This window comes from Streptomyces sp. NPDC052107, assembly GCF_040680215.1.
In the GTDB taxonomy this organism is placed as follows: domain Bacteria; phylum Actinomycetota; class Actinomycetes; order Streptomycetales; family Streptomycetaceae; genus Streptomyces.
The window spans coordinates 64,814-82,304 of sequence record NZ_JBFAWG010000031.1; the positions used below are offsets into that span (position 1 = coordinate 64,814).

Consider the following 17,491-nt stretch of genomic DNA (forward strand, 5'->3'; position numbering starts at 1 on the left):
CGGATGCAGGACGAACACCGGTGCGTGGGGGTGCGCCCGCGCGCCCGTCGTGGCTGCGTCCGGACCTGTGCCGGCTGTGATCGCTCAGGACCGGGCCCGGGCGATGAGCAGTGCTACGTCGTCCTCACCACCGGGCGAGCGCAGGATCTCCAGGAGGAGGTCGCAGGTGTCTTCCAGATCGTGGCCCCGTGTCGTGGTGAGGGCGTCGAGGAGGGTGTCCAGGCGAGCGTCGATGGGTTCGTTTCGGGTCTCGACCAGGCCGTCGGTGTAGAGGACCAGCTCGTCGCCGGGGTGGAAGGCGATGGTGGCGGCCTCGAAGGGCACCCCGCCGACACCCAGCGGCGCGCCGGTGGGAAGGTCGAGCAGCCGGGCTGCTCGGCCGAGTCGTATCAGGACCGGGGGCAGGTGGCCGGCGAGGCAGATCTCGCACGTGCCCCGGTGAGGGTCGTAGACGCAGTAGACGCAGGTGGTGATGGTCTGCTCGACACCTTCGGTCAGGTGATCCAGGTGACGGAGAGCCTCCGCGGGGGCGACGGCGAGCTCGGCGAACGCGCGGGCAGCACTGCGGAGTTGACCCATCGTGGCGGCGGCCTTGATACCGCTGCCCATGACGTCCCCGACGACCAGGGCGGTTCTGTCACCCTGGAGGGATACGGCGTCGTACCAGTCGCCGCCGATCTCGCTCGTGGCGCCGGCGGGCTGGTAGCGGCAGGCAACCTCCAGGCCGGGCAGGTGCGACGGGCACTCGGGGAGCAGACTGCGCTGGAGGGTGAGAGCCGTTTGGCGCTGGGCCTGGTATCCGCGGGCGTTGTCGATGCAGACCGCGGCTCGGGCGGCCAACTCGCCGGCGAGAAGCGCGTCGTCGTCGTCGAAAGGCGCGGGGTTCCGGGTGCGTGCGAGGTCGAGGGCGCCCAGGACTTCGCCCCGGGCCAGGAGTGGTACGGCCAGGTAGGAGTGAACGCCGGCCGCCGCGAGGAGGGAGGCGGCCTCGCCGTGCCGGGCGATGCGCTCCAGATCCTGACGGGTGGTGTGAGGCACCAGTACCGGCTGGCGGGTGCGCACGCACTGGGTGATCAGGCGGTCGCTGTCGTAGGTGGCGAGTCCTCCTGGCGGGTCGGCCGCGCGGACCGTCTCGGTGGAGTGGGCCCCGCTGACGGCGAGGGCGCGGAAGCGGGCCGGGCCCTCGCGCGACGCGCTCCGGCCGTCGAGGGCGCTGTCGAGTACGTCCACGGCGGCCACATCGGCCAGGACCGGTACGACGATGTCGGCGAGCTCCCGCGCTGTCGTCTCCAGGTCGAGGGTGGAACCCACGCAGGCGGAGGCCTGGGCGATCAGTGCCAGCCGTTGCCGGGCGTGTGCCGTCTCGGCAGCGGCTCGATGACGCTCGGTGACGTCGATGACGGAATAGGCCAGGCCCAGCACCCGCCCCCCGGAATCCTCCAGCCGGTAGTACGAGACGGACCAGGCGTGCTCGTGGTCCGGGTCGGCGGGGGGACGGCAGACGATGTGCCGGTCCACGACCGACTCGCCCGTCTCCAGGACCCGGCGCAGACGTGCCTCGGGGTTCGTGTCCAGGAAGGTCAGGATCTCGCCGACCGGCCGGCCGAGACGCTCGGCGGCGGACTGACCGGTGATGCGTTCGAGAGCGGGATTCACCGCCAGATACCGCAGGTCCGGGTCCAGAATGGCCAGCCCGACCGGGGACTGGGACACCAGGCGCATGGCCAGGGCGGCATCTCGCTCGATCTGCTCCACAGCGGCCTGGTCCGCGGCGAGGCCCAGGGCGTAGACGCCACCGAGGTCGTCCAGCAACCGCATGTTGCGGAACTCCACCAGGCGGGTGCTGCCGTCCTTGTGCCGGATCGGGAAGGTCCCTGCCCAGTCGGTGCCGGATTCCATGGTCTCGGCGAACAGCTTGATCACTTCGTCGCGGTGCTCCTCGTGCACCGTCAGCCGAGCCGCCTGCTGGCCCAGCGCCTCCGCGGCGGTGTAGCCGAAGAGGTCCTCGGCCTTCGGGCTCCAGAAGACCACCCGGCCGTTCGCATCCAGCACCACCGCGGCGATGCTGAGCAGATCCAGCAGGCCACTGGGCGGCGCGCCAGGACCCGCCACCGACCGGCCGTGGCCTGCTCGGGAGGAGTCCTTCGTGCCCATGCCTCGTTTTCCTTCCCGCTCGGCGCCTCGGCTCTTGCCGTACCGGCGGGTGTCCTGCCCTCATCCATGGTCGGCCCAGATTCGGGCGCACACATCTGGAGCGACTGCCGGCACACCTGCAGGCAGTCGCCCGCTCGGTCCAGATGATCTTGTCGGTGGACAGGTACGCGGGTGCCCGACCGGACCGCGAGCCGGGCGACGAGGAAGGCGAGCCCCCCGGCCGCCCTCACGGATCAGGCTGCGGCCGTACAGCAGGCGCGCCCCGACGGGCCCGCTGAGCGACCGGGCACGCCGCAGCGTGTGGGCGGTGAAAGCCGCTGGTGACGAAGGGCACCTGATCAGGGTTCAACAGGGCCGCCTCGGGCGCTAGTTCGAGCAATGCCGAGTCCGGACGTCATCCAGGCGCGAAGGAGAAGCTGTGCCACAGGCCGGTGGTCCTGACAACCTGGTCCGACGCCCCGATGTCCAGGTAGTCGCTCTGTCCACCCGGCGGCACGGCGCAGTCCGGTGTCGTGTACAGGAGCAGGCTGCTCTGTGTCTGGTTGTTGACCTGGGTCACGCCCTCGGGGAAACGGTGACATTGGTGGATCGGCGGGTTGGAGAGGGTCTGCACGATCCTGAAACCGTTGCGCGCCACGATCTGACCGGACGCCTGGTCCTGGCAGGCGGTGAGCGCGACACCGAGCAACGCGATGCCGGTGAGCGCGGCCAACAACCGTGAAGGGGGCATCGAGCGCCTCCTGAGGTGCGGGGAGCTGCCGGGGATCTCGTCCTTTCCTCACTATCCGCCAGATGCGACGGAGTCGCACGGTGGGGCCCCGTCGCCCGACGTCGCCGAACGTGCCGCCGCCGAGCGTTCAGTTCCGGCCGTGTCCGGGGACCGGTGGCGGCCCCGTGGCCGGACCAGAACCCGCGGCTTACGCTGACCAGGGGGCCCATCCGGGTGAATCGGACACCGAAAGGGGCACCCCGATGGACGACTACCCGCTGATCGAGAACCACGGTCTGATCGGAGATCTGCAGACCGCGGCGCTGGTGACCACCGAGGGAGTGGTCGACTGGTTCTGCTCTCCGCGTTTCGACTCGCCGAGTGTCTTCGGGGCGCTGCTGGACAAGGAGAAGGGCGGACACTGCACCGTCCGGCCGGAGCATCTCACCCATGCGACCAAGCAGTTGTACCTGCCCGACACGGCGATCCTGGTGACGCGGTTCATGACCGAGGCGGGCGCTGGTGAGGTGCTCGACTTCATGCCCGTGACGGGGACGACGGTCACCTCCCGCCACCGGCTGGTCCGCCTGGTCCGCTGTGTGCGCGGCAGCATGTCGTTCGACGTGGAGATCGCCCCGCGGTTCGACTACGGGCGCATGGCCCACCGGTTGCACATCACCCCGCACGGAGCGGTCTTCGCCGCGGAGGACGGCACCGAACTCACCGTGCACCCGATCCGCGAACCGGAGGACGATCGGCTGGCGGACCTGATCACGGACCGGGACGCCGATCTGCACCTCACGCTGACCCTGCGGGCCGGCCAGCAACGCGGGCTGATTCTGGAGATGGGCGCCGAGGGGCCGCCCGCGGAGATACACCGCGACGAACACCAGCGGCTCTTCGACGAGACGGCGGCGTTCTGGCGCTCCTGGCTGGCTCAGTCGCGCTACGCCGGGCGCTGGCGGGAGGTGGTGGAGCGTTCCGCGATCACGCTGAAGCTCATGACCTTCGCCCCGAGCGGCGCCGTGGTGGCCGCCCCGACGGCGGCTCTGCCGGAGCAACTGGGCGGCGAACGCAACTGGGACTACCGCTTCACCTGGATCCGTGACGCCTCCTTCTCCGTGTACGCCCTGCTGGGACTGGGCTTCACGGAGGAGGCCCGGGCGTTCATCATCTGGCTGAGCAACCGGGTCAAGGAGCGGGTCGGCAGCGAGGGGAACACGGGTCCGCTCAACATCATGTACAAGGTCGACGGCTCCTCCGACCTGAACGAGCAGATCCTCGACCACTGGGAGGGCTATGCGCGTTCCGCGCCGGTTCGCATCGGCAACGGCGCCGCGACGCAGCTCCAGCTGGACATCTACGGCGAGGCCCTGGACAGCATCTACTTCGCGCACCGGCACGGCTTCCAGGTCGGGCACGGGGGATGGACCTCGATGCGGGCGGACCTGGACTGGCTGGCCGACCACTGGGACCAGGCGGAGGAGGGTATCTGGGAGACCCGCGGCGGTCGCCAGGACTTCACCTACGGCCGTGTCATGTCATGGGTGGCGTTCGACCGCGCCCTGCGACTCGCCGAGTCGACGGGGTGGCCGTCGGCCTCTGGGCGCTGGCAGGCCGAGCGGGACGCCGTCTACGAACAGGTCATGGCCAAGGGCTGGAGCGAGGAACGGCAGGCCTTCGTCCAGCACTACGGCAGTGAGGTACTGGACTCCTCGCTGCTGCGCATGGCGACGGTCGGGGTGGTCACCCCGGAGGATCCGATGTGGGCGTCCACTCTGGACGCCATGGAGGAGGAACTGGTCAGCGACAGCCTCGTCTACCGCTACAACCCCGATGCCTCGCCGGACGGCCTGCGTGGCTCCGAGGGCACCTTCTCGCTGTGCACGTTCATGTACGTCGATGCCCTGGCGCGCGCGGGGCGGACCGACCGGGCGAGGCTGGTGTTCGAGAAGATGATGGGGTACGCCAATCATCTGGGCCTGTACTCCGAGGAGATCGACCCGACGGGCCGTCAGCTCGGCAACTTCCCACAGGCGTTCACGCATCTCGCGCTCATCGACTCCGCCCTCACCCTGAACGAGGCGCTGGACCGGCGCTAGTGCGGACCGGGTTCAGCCCTCCGGTCGTCCGGGGCCGAGCAGCACCAGGGTGTCCCCCTGCCGCGCGGCAACCGGCCGGTCGCCGGTGACCGGTTCCAGCCGGCCGTCGCGCCGTACGACGAACAGGGCGTCGTGCCCCGGTGGGCGGGGTTCCGACGCGGTCCGCAGATGGAAGCGGGCGCCCCGCGCATGCCGGGTCGCCGGGACGTGGCGGACGAGCTCCGGGCCGAAGACGGTGCCACCGGCGGTGTAGCGGGCGACGACGCCCTCGCTGTCGGGTGGCGGGCCGACCCGGTGGACCGGGCCCTCGACGCTGTCCTCCATGACGATCGCGGCGAGCGCGTTGAAGTCGTCGTCCGTCAGCAGATGGGGTGAGGTGACCCCTTCCAGCCGTGCCTGCGGATCGGAGGCCGCGGCCATGAGCTCCCCGGCGGCCAGTTCGATCCCCGCCGCCTCGATCCGCATCCTCTCCTGTGCCGCCCCCGCCCACATCAGCACGTCCAGTCCGGCGGCGCGCAGCGCTCGGACGAGATCGAGGACCCGGGGAGCACCGCCCACGAGAAGCGGGACACGGACACCGACACCAGCGGGGAGAAGGCCGGTCCCGAGAGGTCGTCGGGGCGGACGACGTCGGTGAGGGCGCCGGCGGCGAACCCGGCCGGCGGCAGCAGGATCGGGGCCGGGATCCGCAGCCGGCTGGCGAGGATCTGGCATCCGACGGCCAGCAGCAGCGCGGTGGCATCGTCACGGCGCAGACCGTAGCCGTGCGTGATGAGCGTGATCAGCGGCAGCGCCACGCCGAGGGGCACCAGGATGATGTGCGAGGCCAGGGTGAAGGCCATCATCGATCTGGCCGGCAGTGTTTGCGGCGGCACGTCCGCCAGCAGCAGGACCGTGCGCATGTGAGGTGTCTCCAAAGGCCGGCGCGGGTGCGGTGGGTCAGCCGCCGGTGGCGAAGCCGGGGAAGAGCGTCATCCCGCCGTCGACGTACAGGGTGGTGCCCACGACGTAGTCCATCAGGTCGGACGCGAGGGCGACGACGGCGTGGGCGATGTCCTGGGCATCGCCGATCCGCTTGTAGGGGATCAGCCGCATGAGGTCCTGCTGTGCCTCCGGCGTCTCCCAGGCGCTGCGGTTGATGGGGGTCTTGATGGCGCCCGGGGCGACCGCGTTCACCCGGATCCGCTTCGGGGCGAGTTCCTGGGCCAGGGTCTCCATCATCATCTGCACGCCGCCCTTGGAAGCGGCGTAGTTGACGTGACCGCTCCACGGGATGATCTGGTGCACCGAGCTCATGCAGATGATCTTCCCGGCCGCGCAGGACACCTCCGGGACGATCCCGCGGCGCAGGAACTCCTTGGCCGCCTCACGCGCACACAGGAACTGCCCGGTGAGATTGACGTCCAGGACCTTCTGCCACTGGGCGAGGGTCATGTCCGTGACCGCCGCGTCCCGCTGCAGTCCCGCGTTGGCGACCAGGATGTCGATCGTGCCGAACTCCTTGACCATCCGGTCCACCATGGCGACGACCTGCTGCTCGTCGGAGACGTCCGCCTCGTAGGCGGCCGCCCGCACCCCGAATGCGGTGATCTCCTCGACCACCTTCTCGGCGTCCTCACGGCCGGCCACGTAGTTCACCACGACATCGGCGCCCGCCCGGCCCAGGGCGACGGCCGTGGCCTTGCCGATTCCGGAGTTCGCGCCGGTCACGAGCGCCTTCTGCCCCCGTAGCAGGTGGGTGGGGATGACGTCTTGGGGTGCGCCCTCGGTGGAACTCACGATGTCCTGCTCCTCCACTGCGTGCCCACATCCAGCCGGGCCCGTCGCCCGGAGGTCCGGGCCTCAGACAAGCACCGCCGAGAGGGGGCGGCATCCCGGAGCGGACCGGGTTGCGCTGCCCGGCTGAGGTTCTTGGCCCGGTCGGAGTCGGGGGCGCCGGCGGAGGGTCAGCCCAGCCGTTCCAGCAGGTGGTCGCCCACGCGGAGGGCGTTCGCCATGGCCGTCAGGGACGGATTGACCGCGCCGATGCTCGGGAAGAAGCTGGTGTCGACGACGTAGAGATTGTCCAGGTCGTGGGCCTTGCAGTGGACGTCCAGGGCCGAGGACGCCGGGTCGGTGCCGAAGCGCACCGTGCCGGCCTGGTGTGCGGTGGCGCCGATCGGCATGCCCTTGTGCAGGTAGATACTGCGGGACAGCAGACGGTGCTCGTGCATGCCCAGATGGCCGAGCATGTGCTGCAGTTTGTGCCGCAGGCGCTGGACACCGGCGATGTTGTTGCCCTCGTCGAGGGTGAGCCGGATCCGGCCGTCGTCTTCCAGGGTGACCCGGTTGTCGGGCTGCGGCAGGTCCTCTCCGCACAGCCAGAAGTCGACGGCGTGATGGGCCAGGACCTCGAACGGCATGTCCGGCGTCACCGCTCCGGCCCAGCGCGGCGCCTCGCCGTGGATCTGCTCGGCGTCGGACTTGCCGAGCATCTGGATCCCGCCGAGGGGGTGGTCCCCGTCGTCCGCGCCCAGGTACCAGTCGTGCAGGGCGAGGGTCTTCTGGAACTGGGTGTCGTTGGGCTCCTTCGAAACGGCCATCAGCGCGAGGTTGTTGTGGCGCATGTAGTACCGGCCGACGACGTCCGAGCTGTTCGCCAGCCCGTTCGGATGCCGGTCGTTGGCCGAAGCGAGCAGCAGGGCGGCGGAGTTGACGGCCCCGCAGGCGACGACCACGACGTCGGCCGAGAACCGGGCCTCCTGCTCGTCCGGGAGTTGGACGACGACGCCGGTGACGCTGCGCCCGGAGGGGTCGGTCTCCAGCCGTGTCACCCGGGCGTTGGTGATCATCTCCACGTTGGGGTGCTCCAGCGCCGGCTCCACACAGATCACCTGGGCGTCGGACTTGGCGCGGACCAGACAGGGGAAGCCGTCCACCCGGTTGCAGCGGATGCAGGCGCTGGTGTGGGTGGCCCGGCCGACCGCGTCCTGTGTCAGGTTGACGCCGATCGGCAGGTGGAAGGGGTGCAGTCCGCGCTTCTCCAGGTCGTGGCTCAACTGCTCGATGCGCGGCTCGTGTTCGACCGGTGGATAGGCGTACTGAGCGCTGCACGGCCCTTCCCAGGGGTCCTCGCCGTGCCGGCCGTGCACCAGGTAGAGGCGCTCCGCCTGGGTGTAGTACGGCTCCAGGTCGTCGTAACCGATGGGCCAGGCGGGAGAGATGCCGTCGTGATGGCGGAGTTCACCGAAGTCCTCGGGACGCAGCCGGAACAGTGCCGCGCCGTAGAACTTGGTGTTGCCGCCGACGTAGTAGTTCACCTCGGGCGGGAACTCGTTGCCGTGCCGGTCCAGCCAGAACTCCGGGGCCCGGTACTTGGCCTTGACGAACACGGCCGTGGAGTCCCAATTGTCGCGTTCGCGCGGTAGGTAGTCGCCGCGCTCGAGGACGAGGACGCGTTTGCCGGACGGGGCGAGGCGGTGGGCCAGCGTGCCGCCGCCGGCGCCGGTACCGATCACGATGACGTCGTACGAGGGCAGGGCGTCCACGTCAACCACCGTCCTTGTTCGCGTGGTCTGCGGCCGTTTGCGGGTATGCCTCTTCGAACTTAGGCGCCCCGCGGCGGTGCGGCACCTGGAAACGGGCCGCGCACCGGCACGGGTCACAGAACGGCGATCGGGTTCACCGGGGACCCGGTCGCCGCCGGCAGTCGCAGCGGGGCGACCACGCACAGGAAGTGCCAGCGCCCCTGCTGTTCGCACACCTCTGCCAGGTCCTCGAAGTCCAGGTAGTCCAGCAGGTGCAGTCCCATGGCGTTGACGGCCAGCACATGCACGGGGAACGCGACGTCGGCGACCGCGCTCGGCGCGGCGTCGCTGTTGCCGTCCGACCCCAGGACGGACACGCGCCGCTCGGCCGGGAAGCGCATCGCCGTCGGATGCAGACCCGCCCTGGCCCGTGTCACGTCCCAGGCCCCGAGGGTCCGCCGCCGCAGGCGGTGCCCCACGCGCACGAACAGCAGATCACCCGGTCCGACAGCGGTCCGCTGGGCGGTCTCGGCCGCGACGAGGTCCTCGGCGGTCACCTGGTCGCCGGGCTCGAGCCACTGGACGCCGCGCAGGCGCGGGATGTCGAGGAGGACTCCGCGTCCGACGATGCCGTCGCGCACCAGATCGAGGGTGAGCGCCCCGGCGCCGTCCGGTGTCACGGTGCTCGCCGGGACGCCGCCGTACAACTCGCCGTCGAAGATCACGTGGCACAGGGCGTCGAGGTGGCTGTCGACGTCGCCGTGCACATTCATGGCGAAGCGGTCACGCGCGAAGTCGAGGCCGTGCCCGTAGGTCTCCCGTCGCGTCGGTGCCGTCATCCGGTGGGTCGCGGGCTCCGGACTGTCCGGGCCGGACCGGGTCTCGACGTGCGCGGCCAGCGACACGGTGCGCCCGCAGCGGACCTCGGCGGCGGCCGCCACCACCCGCTCCGGCGTCAGCCGGTCGAGCGCGCCACGCCGCCGGTCCCCGCCGTCCAGGGCCTGCTCCCGCAGCCGCCGGTACAGGTCGCGGAAGGCCGCTTCGGACAGGGGTTGCGGTGGAGGGGAGTGCGTGGGAGCGGGCCGCTGGTGCGAGGTCATCGGGAACTCCTCCGGGGCTCGGGGCTGTCGTCCTCGGTGGTGGCGGGACGGGCGGCCGGGGGGTCGGCCGGCTTGCCCATCGGCGGCACGGCGCGGCCGGGGGGCAGCAGTTCCGCCGTCACGAAGGCGATCACGGCCGCGAGGATCACCACGGGCATCATCGCGGTGCTGCCGAGCACCAGGACGACCAGCAGCACACTGCTGACCGGGAGCCGCAGCAACCCCGCCGTCGCGGCCGCCATGCCAGCCGCCATGCCGGGCACGACGCCCAGGCCGGGCAGCGGGGCGAGCAGCACACCCACGGCGGCGCCGAGGAACAGTGAGGGGAAGACGGGGCCGCCGCGCAGGCTGCCGAGACAGAGCGCGTACGCCACTGCCTTGCACAGCAGCACGGCGACCAGAGCGCCCACGCTCCAGGCGTGGGGATCCGCGGCCAGCCGCGCCAGCACGCCCTGGCCGGACGAGGCCACGTCCGCCGGCGACCGGTCGACGGTCAGCGCGTACACCGAGGCACAGGCTCCCGCGGCGACGGCGCAGAGCACCGTGCGAAGGACCGGGCTCGCGGAGACGAACACCGCGGACCGACGCCCGACGGACAGCAGCACATGGACGGCGGCGGCGACTGCGACGGCCATCGGCACCGACCAGAGCACGTCTCCGGCGTCGAGCCGGGGGAACGGGACGCCCACCTTCAGCGACAGGCTGCCCGGTGACAGGCCGGTCCAGCGGCCGAATCCGGTGAAGACCAGCGATCCGATACCGCTGGACAGCAGCGCGGGAATCATGGTCGCGAACAGCTGCGGGGCGCCCACCCCGGCCACTTCGATCAGGATCACCGCGCCGACCAGCGGATTGCCGAAGATCGCCGAGAGGGCCGCGGCGGCACCGGCCGCGCCGAGAAGCTCCTTGCCCTGCGGTGTCGCTGGTGCGCGGGCCAGGTTGCTGAAGAACAGGGCGAGGCCGCCGCCGAGCGCGATCAGCGGGGCCTCCGGGCCGAGTGTCGCGCCGAGCGGAAGACTGGCCGCGGCCGCGAGGATCACTCCGGGCAGGGCGTTCGGTGCCATTCCCGCCGCGTGCAGTCCCGAGGCGGGGACATGCCCGCCGGCTCCCGGCAGCTGCCTGACGACCAGGCCGACGGCGAGACCCGCGAGCGCCAGCAGGGGCAGCGGCCACCACCACGGCGGAACGCCTCCGCCCAGGCGGGCCGGCAACTCGGCCCACAGCAGATGCTCCAGCTCGTGGAGCCCGGCGAGGAACCAGAAGGCGGCCAGGGAGACCGGGACACCGATGAGCGCCGAGAAGACGAGCGCCTTCTGGTAGGCGCGATCGCGCAACAGCTCCCGCAGCCGGTCGGCCTCTTCCGGCTGCGCACCGACGGCGGGAGCGGGCGAGGGATCCGACCGCGTCACGGCATGGTTCCTCCCGTGTCAGCCGGAGAGCATGCTCTGGCGTGCGTCGAACTCGGGGACGCCCTGCCGTCATTGCACCACTCGGCCACGGGCCCCGCATGTCCGCGCCATGCCGGCGGGACGGCGTTCCTGACGGCATGGCCGGGCAGCTGCGCAGGACCGGCATCCCGTCTGCCCTGTCCTGAGCTCACGGGGATGAAATCCTTTTCAGGCGCGGGGTAGGGTGTTATCACACACGGGTGAAAGGATGCGCACTCAGTTGGTGACGATCCATGACGTGGCGCGGGCCGCCGGGGTGTCCCCGGCGACGGTCTCGCGTGTCTTCAACGGCGGCAAGGTCACGCCGGAACGCGCCCAGTCCGTCCAGCGGGCCGCCGCGGCTCTCGGCTTCGCGCCGAACCGGTTGGCCCGGTCGCTGCGCAAGCAGCAGTCCAGCGTGATCGCCCTGATCATCCCGGACATCGAGAACCCCTTCTTCACCTCGCTCGCCCGCGGTGTCGAGGACGCCGCACAGCGCACCAGCTTCTCGGTCGTCCTGTGCAACTCCGACGAGGACACCGACAAGGAACGCCGCTACCTCGAGGTCGCCCTCGGCGAGCAGATGGCCGGTGTGATCGTGGCCGCGGCCTCGCAGGACGAGACGGACCTGGCGCCGCTGATCGCCCGGGGCGTGCCCGTGGTCGCCGTGGACCGGCGGCCGCACGCGGCCGAGGTGGACGCGGTGCAGGTGGACAACCAGCACGGCGGCGAGGTGGCCACCCGCCATCTGCTCAAGGCCGGGTACCGCCGCATCGCCTGCATCACCGGCCCCCGGGGCGCCTCCACCTCCGAGGAGCGCCTGGCCGGGTACCGCACGGCGCTGTACTCCGCGGGCGACGCCGACCAGGTCGGCGACGCCTACGTACGGCACGCGGACTTCCGGGTCGAGGGGGGCCGGGCCGCGATGCGCGAGCTGCTGGCGCTGCCCGAGCCGCCGGACGCCGTGTTCGTCGCCAACAACCTCATGACGATCGGTGTCCTGGACGCGTTGCGCGAGGTCGGAAGCGCTCCCCCGGCCATCGGTGTGCTGTCCTTCGGCGACGTGCCGTGGGCGTCGCTGCTGCGGCCGTCCCTGACCGCCGTGGAGCTGCCCTCGTACGAACTGGGCCGTACCGCTGCCGATCTGCTGCTGCAGCGCATCGAGGGCAAGCCGTCGCCGCTGCAGACCGTGGTGCTGCGCACCAAGCTCCAGGTGCGGGAGAGCACCGCCGGGCCGTGACCCGCAGGCACGCACGCGAAGGGCGCGGTACCGGTCGGGTGACCGGTACCGCGCCCTTTTTTCGTGGGCCCTGCGCCGCCGCACGCCCGGGCCCACGGCAGGGTCCGGAGCTACTTGAGTCCGGACGTCTTGATCGACTCCACGATCTGCCCCAGCCTGCTCGCCGCGACCGCACCGGTGCCCTCGGTGGCGCGGCCGCCGCCGGACTTGGCACCATGAAAGTTCTCGGCGCTGATGGAACGGCTCACGGCACGGGTCCTGCGGGAGATCCCGTCGAGTCCAAAGGTCGTCATCGTGTTCTGTGCCTTCATGGGTGGGGTGCGGGGCGGGCTCGGAGCCGCCGTGCGACCCTTTGAAATCCATTTCAGCGAAAAGTAGGGCCGACGCCAGGGGGCGTCAAGGGGTGAGATCCCTACGCATCTCATCGCCCCGCCATACCCGTCTTATGCGGATTGCCCGACTGCGTCCAGCCGCAAGACCCGACTCCGCGCGGATTCTTGACGATGAAATCGATTTCTGCCAGCGTGCATCTCATGCCTCGCAAGTCTCGCAACGCAGTCATCGGTGTGGACATCGGCACATCGAGCAGCAAGGGCGTCCTCGTCGGCCTCGACGGCACCCTGATCCGCTCGGCCGTGCGGGAGCACACCCCCACCAGGCCGGGTCCCGGCCGCTTCGAGATGGACGCCTCCGTGTGGTGGCGCGAGTTCACCGAAATCGCCGGCGAGCTGACCGGCCCGGGTGACACCACCGTGCTCGCGGTCGGGGTCAGCGGCATGGGTCCCTGCGTCCTGCTCACCGACGAGCACGACACCCCGGTGCGCCCCGCGATCCTCTACGGCGTCGATACCCGCTCGGTCCGCCAGATCGGCCGCGTCGAGGAACAGCTGGGCGCCGAGGAGATCATCCGCCGGTGCGGTTCCGCGCTCACCACCCAGGCCGCCGGTCCGAAGATCGCCTGGGTCGCCGAGGAGGAGCCCGAGCTCTACGCCCGCGCCCGCCGCCTGTACATGCCCAGCTCCTGGCTGGTCCGCAAGCTCACCGGGACCTATGTGCTGGACCACCACTCGGCCAGCCAGTGCACCCCGCTGTACGACACGCTCGCGGGCGAGTGGTACGGCCCCTGGGCGGCCGACGTGGCCCCCGGCATCGAGCTGCCCCCGCTGCACTGGTCCGGCGAGGCGGCCGGCAGCCTCACCGCCGAGGCCGCGGAGTCGACGGGCCTGCCGGCCGGGATCCCCGTCACCACCGGCACCATCGACGCCTGGGCCGAGGCCCTCAGCGTCGGTGCACAGCACACCGGTGACCTGATGCTCATGTATGGCACGACCATGTTTCTGATCCACACCGTGCCCAAGCCGCTCACCAGCCCGTCGCTGTGGGGCACGGTCGGCGCCCTGCCCGGCACCCGCAACCTGGCCGGCGGCATGGCCACCTCCGGGGCGGTCACCAACTGGCTGCGCGATCTGTTCGCCGACGGCGACCACACCGAACTGACCCGTCTGGCCACCGAGTCGGGGCCCGGCGCGGGCGGGCTGCTGATGCTCCCGTACTTCTCCGGCGAGCGCACTCCGATCATGGACCCGGACGCCCGCGGTGTGATCGCCGGACTCACCCTGTCCCACACCCGCGGCGACCTCTACCGGGCCGCGCTGGAGGCCACCGGGTTCGGGGTGCGCCACAACATCGAGGTCATCGAGGAGGCGGGCGGCGACATCCGCCGGGTGGTCGCCGTCGGCGGCGGCACCCGGGGCGCCCTGTGGACCCAGATCGTCTCCGACATCACCGGCCGGCCGCAGGAGCTGCGCACCACCACGATCGGCGCGAGCTACGGCGGCGCCCTGCTCGCGGCCCAGCTCGTCGGGGACGCCGACATCGACGACTGGAACCCGGTGCACCGGACGGTGGCGCCCCGCGCGGAGCACCGGCACCGCTACGACGAGCTGTACGGCCTCTACCGGCAGTTGTACCGGGAGACGTCGGCGACCGTGCATGCCCTGGCGCCGCTCCAGGAGCGCTGAGCCCATCCGCGTCCATGCAAGGGGCTCCGCCCTTTGAACCCCGCCAGAGGGCTCCGCCCCTGGCCCCCCGACCTATGCCCTCCCACCACCCGACTCGGTCGGCCGGAGGGTGGCCGTCATACGCACACCCCAACGGAGATCGCATGACCTCGTACACCCTGCCCGTCCCGAGCCGGCCGGCAACCGCCGAACCGAACACCGTCTACACCGTGGCCAGTGGTGACCTGCGCCCCGCCGCCAACGTCACCTGCTGGCCGACCCAGGAGAAGCTGGAGAAGGACCTCGCCGCGGCGCTGACCGACCTCGGCCGGCAGGTGAGCCGGGGCCACGCCTTCGACGCGGCCAAGGGGCACGGCTTCATCGACAGCCAGCGCGCCGGCATCGAGGTGTTCAAGACCCTGCCGAAGGACGCTCCGCTGATCGTCGTGGCCACGGCGATCGAGCTGCCGGAGGAGGAGACCCGGCGCCCGCTGGACGCCACCACCCCGCAGTGGCCGATCATGCACGCGGTGCTGCACGGCGTCAGCCGCGACCAGTTCATGGCCCGCCACCGCGCCAACCACCTGAACGTGGCCTACGCCCCCGACGCGGAGACGGCCGACAAGGCGCTGCGCGCCAAGGCCGCCCTCTTCGCCGAGCTGGGCGTCGATGTCCACCTGTGCGGGGACGTAGCGTTGTAACCGAGTCGGCGGGTGACCGTGTACCCGGCGGTGCGCCCCCGAAGACTTCGCGGTGTTCCGCCCGGCATCCCCCCGTACGGGCGGAGCACCGCGAACCGGCACGTGAACGACCGCGCAAGCGAACCGGGAAGCCCCACGATTCCGAGGAGTTCAGCATGGCCGGCTCACCATCACCCACCTCCACTCCGGCGGCGGACGGCCCGAGCCGCCGTACGCTGCGCGTCGCCGGCCTGGGCTACTGCTATGTCCTGTCGACACGAACCAGACGTACGTCTTCGACTTCGACACCACGACCGGCGACGGCGTAGGCGTGATCGGCGGGAGCGGCGGCACCCAGACGTTCACGTCGATCGCGGAACTGAAGGCCTATTACCACTGACCCGACCTGCCCCGCGGATTGTGTGAGCGATGCGGATGCTGGTACTTCTGGATCACATGACCAGCCGAGTCCTTCTCGTCTCCCCCGCCATGAGCGCGTCGCTGCGGCAGGCCCGTTTCGACGACGGCGGCTCTCTCGACGAGAGCGGCGCGGCACGGGCCCGCTCGGCGGCCAGCGCCCTGCCGTTGGCGGTCCGTGTGCTCACCTCCCCCGGCGTCCGCTGCCGGGAGACTGCCGTGGCTCTGGGCCTCGACGGTGTGCCGGTACCGGAGTTGGCGGGCCTCGACGTGGGTCGCTGGCGCGGGCGCACCCTGGAAGAGGTGGGGGCCGCCGAGCCGGACGCGGTGGGCCGCTGGCTCACCGACCCCGCATGCGCACCGCACGGGGGTGAGTCCGTGCGGGACCTGTGTGGGCGGGTCGCGGGCTGGCTGACCGTAGCGCAGGAGCTGGAGGGTCGTACGGTCGCGGTGGTCGAACCGGAGGTGGTGCGGGCGGCGGTCGTCGACGCGCTGGGCCTGCCCGCGGCGGTCTTCTGGCGCCTCGACGTGCCGCCGCTGACCGTGACCGAACTCAGCGGCCGGGCCGGGCGCTGGAATCTGCGACTGGGGTGTCCGCTTGCCGCGCCGGAGGCCGGTTAGCCGAGGAGAACGGCAGAGGGCCCGACGGATGGTTACGTTGTGGCCCTCTGCCGTATGGAGCGAGTCAGTGCGCGGCCGGAACCGCTCGCTGGTTCGCTGCGGTCGCCGGCTTGGGGTTCAGCAGCCGCTCGGCCAACTCACCGAAGACGAGGCCGAATCCGGCCCACAGCGTGGTCTGGATCGCCAGGGCGGAGAGCCGGAACCGCCACAGCAGGGTGGCCGGGAAGCCCTTGGGCACCTCGTTGACGACGGGCAGGAACTGGTAGGCCAGGCCGATCACGACGGTGAACGCGACCACCGCGGCCACCGTGGCCCACCACGTGCCCAGGCGCGGCGCGAGCCGCTTGCCCAGGATGGTGGCGGCGACCGCCAGCAGGACGCTGAGCAGCATCATCAGGAAGTACAGGGTGGTCCGCTTGCCGATGGTGTCGGGATTGCCGACCGACGGCGGGTTGGCCGGGTACTTCAGGAACGGGACGACGTACACGGCGAGCAGCGCGCAGCCCGACAGCAGCAGTGCCGTGGCGCGCGGGCCGAAGCGGCCCACGCGGCCGAGGGCGAAGCAGAAGGCGAGCGCGGCGATGCCGCCGAAGGCGACCCCGTAGACGAGGACACCGGTGGCGAGGCCGGCGGTCGACTGCAGGGAGCGGGAGACGACCTCCATCTCGTGCTCGTGGGAGTGGGCCTCCTCGAAGCTGATCGCCTTGTCGACGTTCGGCTCACCGAGAACGTAGGCCACGACCAGGGCGAGCACACCGGCCGCGAGGCCGGCGAGCATGCCCCGAACGAGAAGGTTCCGTACGGTTGCGGAGTTCATGGGTGTGCGGTGACCCTCGCGTCAGTGGCAGGGGAAGCCCAGCAGGTGGCGGGCGTCGTGCACCCACTCGTGGACGTCCGTGCCGTTGAGCACGGAGGTGGCGCCCTGCTCGGCGCCGACGAAGTAGAGCAGGACCAGCATGAGGATGCCGAAGAAGACCGCCCAGGGAGCAATCGCCTTCAGTGGCAGCTTGGCGGGAACGACGGGGGTGGTGGCTGTCGGCTGGGCGACGGTCTGCGCCATGGCAGGACCTCCTCTGGGAGTTCGCGTCCCATCTCGGTGGTGCACAGGACGACGACCACGGGTCTGACTCACGAGCCCCCTGGGGGCCCGCATACAGTGGCGCGACCGTGCCGGATTCACACCGGCTTCCGTTTCGCCGTCGTCGATATCGGACCGACCGTACCGCGTGACGCGCGCATGGCCAAGACCGCCTCCGTCCCAAGTGATCTTCCTCTCCCACCAGGTGGGACGGTTGGGGACCGGCGGGTCGGCGGGGGTGCCCGGGTCAGCGGGAATCCGCGCTCCCCGGCGTCGTCCTGTGTCGCCGGTCATCATCATTCCACTGCGGAGAACACCCTGTTGCCGAGGGCGAGTTCGGCAAGAGGGTGCAGGGAAAAAGGGGCTCTCCTGCCGTATGTGTGGGTGCCCTGAGCTGCCCCGATACGGGAAACACGCCGTCTCCTGTGATCCTTGAGGTGTCTAGGCTCAAGTTGGA

Annotated in this window: 15 protein-coding genes, 1 pseudogene and 1 riboswitch; of the genes and pseudogenes, 5 read left to right on the forward strand and 11 right to left on the reverse strand. The window is 71.0% G+C overall.

The window, feature by feature from the left end:
• Window positions 1-84: 84 nt before the first annotated feature.
• The gene (locus AB0M27_RS27940) at window positions 85-2,154 is read right to left on the reverse strand and encodes a SpoIIE family protein phosphatase (RefSeq protein WP_365725268.1); all 2,070 of its coding nucleotides are present in this window, start codon (window positions 2,152-2,154) and stop codon (window positions 85-87) included.
• Between the two features lie 394 nt (window positions 2,155-2,548).
• A complete protein-coding gene (locus AB0M27_RS27945) occupies window positions 2,549-2,884 on the reverse strand; it encodes a hypothetical protein (RefSeq protein WP_365725271.1) in 336 nt (111 codons plus the stop codon).
• Between the two features lie 242 nt (window positions 2,885-3,126).
• On the opposite strand from AB0M27_RS27945, the gene AB0M27_RS27950 reads away from it, so the two are divergent.
• Window positions 3,127-4,965 carry a glycoside hydrolase family 15 protein gene (locus tag AB0M27_RS27950; protein ID WP_365725273.1) on the forward strand — a complete coding sequence of 613 codons (1,839 nt, stop codon included), beginning with the start codon at window positions 3,127-3,129 and terminating at the stop codon, window positions 4,963-4,965.
• 12 nt (window positions 4,966-4,977) lie between these two features.
• Here AB0M27_RS27950 and AB0M27_RS27955 read toward each other — a convergent pair whose 3' ends face one another.
• The 6 genes and pseudogenes from AB0M27_RS27955 to AB0M27_RS27980 all read right to left on the reverse strand — a co-directional run bounded on the left by AB0M27_RS27955 (window position 4,978) and on the right by AB0M27_RS27980 (window position 10,980).
• On the reverse strand, window positions 4,978-5,523 hold the full coding sequence (locus AB0M27_RS27955; RefSeq protein WP_365725275.1) for a hypothetical protein: 546 nt from the start codon (window positions 5,521-5,523) through the stop codon (window positions 4,978-4,980).
• A gap of 161 nt (window positions 5,524-5,684) precedes the next feature.
• A pseudogene (locus AB0M27_RS27960) lies at window positions 5,685-5,867 on the reverse strand (cytochrome ubiquinol oxidase subunit I); the annotation flags it as partial.
• 37 nt (window positions 5,868-5,904) lie between these two features.
• Complete coding sequence (locus tag AB0M27_RS27965) at window positions 5,905-6,744, reverse strand: SDR family oxidoreductase (RefSeq protein ID WP_365725277.1); 840 nt, start codon at window positions 6,742-6,744, stop codon at window positions 5,905-5,907.
• A gap of 167 nt (window positions 6,745-6,911) precedes the next feature.
• Complete coding sequence (locus AB0M27_RS27970) at window positions 6,912-8,492, reverse strand: GMC family oxidoreductase (protein ID WP_365725280.1); 1,581 nt, start codon at window positions 8,490-8,492, stop codon at window positions 6,912-6,914.
• Window positions 8,493-8,605: 113 nt separating this feature from the next.
• Window positions 8,606-9,571, reverse strand: a complete 966-nt coding sequence (locus tag AB0M27_RS27975; protein ID WP_365725281.1) for a cyclase family protein — start codon at window positions 9,569-9,571, stop codon at window positions 8,606-8,608.
• Window positions 9,568-10,980, reverse strand: a complete 1,413-nt coding sequence (locus AB0M27_RS27980) for a chloride channel protein (RefSeq protein WP_365725284.1) — start codon at window positions 10,978-10,980, stop codon at window positions 9,568-9,570. Before AB0M27_RS27980 ends, AB0M27_RS27975 begins: the two co-directional genes overlap by 4 nt.
• 247 nt (window positions 10,981-11,227) lie before the next feature.
• Between AB0M27_RS27980 and AB0M27_RS27985 the strand changes: the two genes are divergently transcribed.
• On the forward strand, window positions 11,228-12,238 hold the full coding sequence (locus tag AB0M27_RS27985) for a LacI family DNA-binding transcriptional regulator (protein WP_365725285.1): 1,011 nt from the start codon (window positions 11,228-11,230) through the stop codon (window positions 12,236-12,238).
• 110 nt (window positions 12,239-12,348) lie between these two features.
• Here the strand turns inward: AB0M27_RS27985 and AB0M27_RS27990 are convergent, their stop codons facing one another.
• Window positions 12,349-12,486 (reverse strand): hypothetical protein, encoded by a 138-nt coding sequence (locus AB0M27_RS27990; RefSeq protein WP_365725286.1) that lies wholly within the window; start codon window positions 12,484-12,486, stop codon window positions 12,349-12,351.
• Window positions 12,487-12,771: 285 nt separating this feature from the next.
• On the opposite strand from AB0M27_RS27990, the gene AB0M27_RS27995 reads away from it, so the two are divergent.
• The 3 genes from AB0M27_RS27995 (at window position 12,772) to AB0M27_RS28005 (ending at window position 15,956) form a co-directional block, all read left to right on the forward strand.
• Complete coding sequence (locus tag AB0M27_RS27995; RefSeq protein ID WP_365725288.1) at window positions 12,772-14,259, forward strand: FGGY-family carbohydrate kinase; 1,488 nt, start codon at window positions 12,772-12,774, stop codon at window positions 14,257-14,259.
• A 143-nt stretch (window positions 14,260-14,402) separates the two neighbouring features.
• The gene (locus tag AB0M27_RS28000) at window positions 14,403-14,939 is read left to right on the forward strand and encodes a hypothetical protein (RefSeq protein ID WP_365725289.1); all 537 of its coding nucleotides are present in this window, start codon (window positions 14,403-14,405) and stop codon (window positions 14,937-14,939) included.
• Between the two features lie 435 nt (window positions 14,940-15,374).
• Window positions 15,375-15,956 (forward strand): histidine phosphatase family protein, encoded by a 582-nt coding sequence (locus tag AB0M27_RS28005; protein WP_365725291.1) that lies wholly within the window; start codon window positions 15,375-15,377, stop codon window positions 15,954-15,956.
• Window positions 15,957-16,020: 64 nt separating this feature from the next.
• Here the strand turns inward: AB0M27_RS28005 and AB0M27_RS28010 are convergent, their stop codons facing one another.
• Complete coding sequence (locus tag AB0M27_RS28010) at window positions 16,021-16,773, reverse strand: CbtA family protein (protein WP_365725294.1); 753 nt, start codon at window positions 16,771-16,773, stop codon at window positions 16,021-16,023.
• Between the two features lie 21 nt (window positions 16,774-16,794).
• On the reverse strand, window positions 16,795-17,016 hold the full coding sequence (locus tag AB0M27_RS28015) for a CbtB-domain containing protein (RefSeq protein WP_365725295.1): 222 nt from the start codon (window positions 17,014-17,016) through the stop codon (window positions 16,795-16,797).
• Window positions 17,017-17,051: 35 nt separating this feature from the next.
• A riboswitch (cobalamin riboswitch) is annotated at window positions 17,052-17,189 on the reverse strand.
• Window positions 17,190-17,491: the final 302 nt, after the last annotated feature.

Excerpts from the sequence above, each read along its gene's own strand:
- AB0M27_RS27940 (WP_365725268.1), bottom strand. The coding sequence starts at position 2,154 with ATGGGCACGAAGGACTCCTCCCGAGCAGGCCACGGCCGGTCGGTGGCG.
- AB0M27_RS27945 (WP_365725271.1), bottom strand. The coding sequence starts at position 2,884 with ATGCCCCCTTCACGGTTGTTGGCCGCGCTCACCGGCATCGCGTTGCTC.
- AB0M27_RS27950 (WP_365725273.1), top strand. The coding sequence starts at position 3,127 with ATGGACGACTACCCGCTGATCGAGAACCACGGTCTGATCGGAGATCTG.
- AB0M27_RS27975 (WP_365725281.1), bottom strand. The coding sequence starts at position 9,571 with ATGACCTCGCACCAGCGGCCCGCTCCCACGCACTCCCCTCCACCGCAA.
- AB0M27_RS27985 (WP_365725285.1), top strand. The coding sequence starts at position 11,228 with ATGCGCACTCAGTTGGTGACGATCCATGACGTGGCGCGGGCCGCCGGG.
- AB0M27_RS27995 (WP_365725288.1), top strand. The coding sequence starts at position 12,772 with ATGCCTCGCAAGTCTCGCAACGCAGTCATCGGTGTGGACATCGGCACA.
- AB0M27_RS28000 (WP_365725289.1), top strand. The coding sequence starts at position 14,403 with ATGACCTCGTACACCCTGCCCGTCCCGAGCCGGCCGGCAACCGCCGAA.
- AB0M27_RS28005 (WP_365725291.1), top strand. The coding sequence starts at position 15,375 with ATGACCAGCCGAGTCCTTCTCGTCTCCCCCGCCATGAGCGCGTCGCTG.
- AB0M27_RS28010 (WP_365725294.1), bottom strand. The coding sequence starts at position 16,773 with ATGAACTCCGCAACCGTACGGAACCTTCTCGTTCGGGGCATGCTCGCC.
- AB0M27_RS28015 (WP_365725295.1), bottom strand. The coding sequence starts at position 17,016 with ATGGCGCAGACCGTCGCCCAGCCGACAGCCACCACCCCCGTCGTTCCC.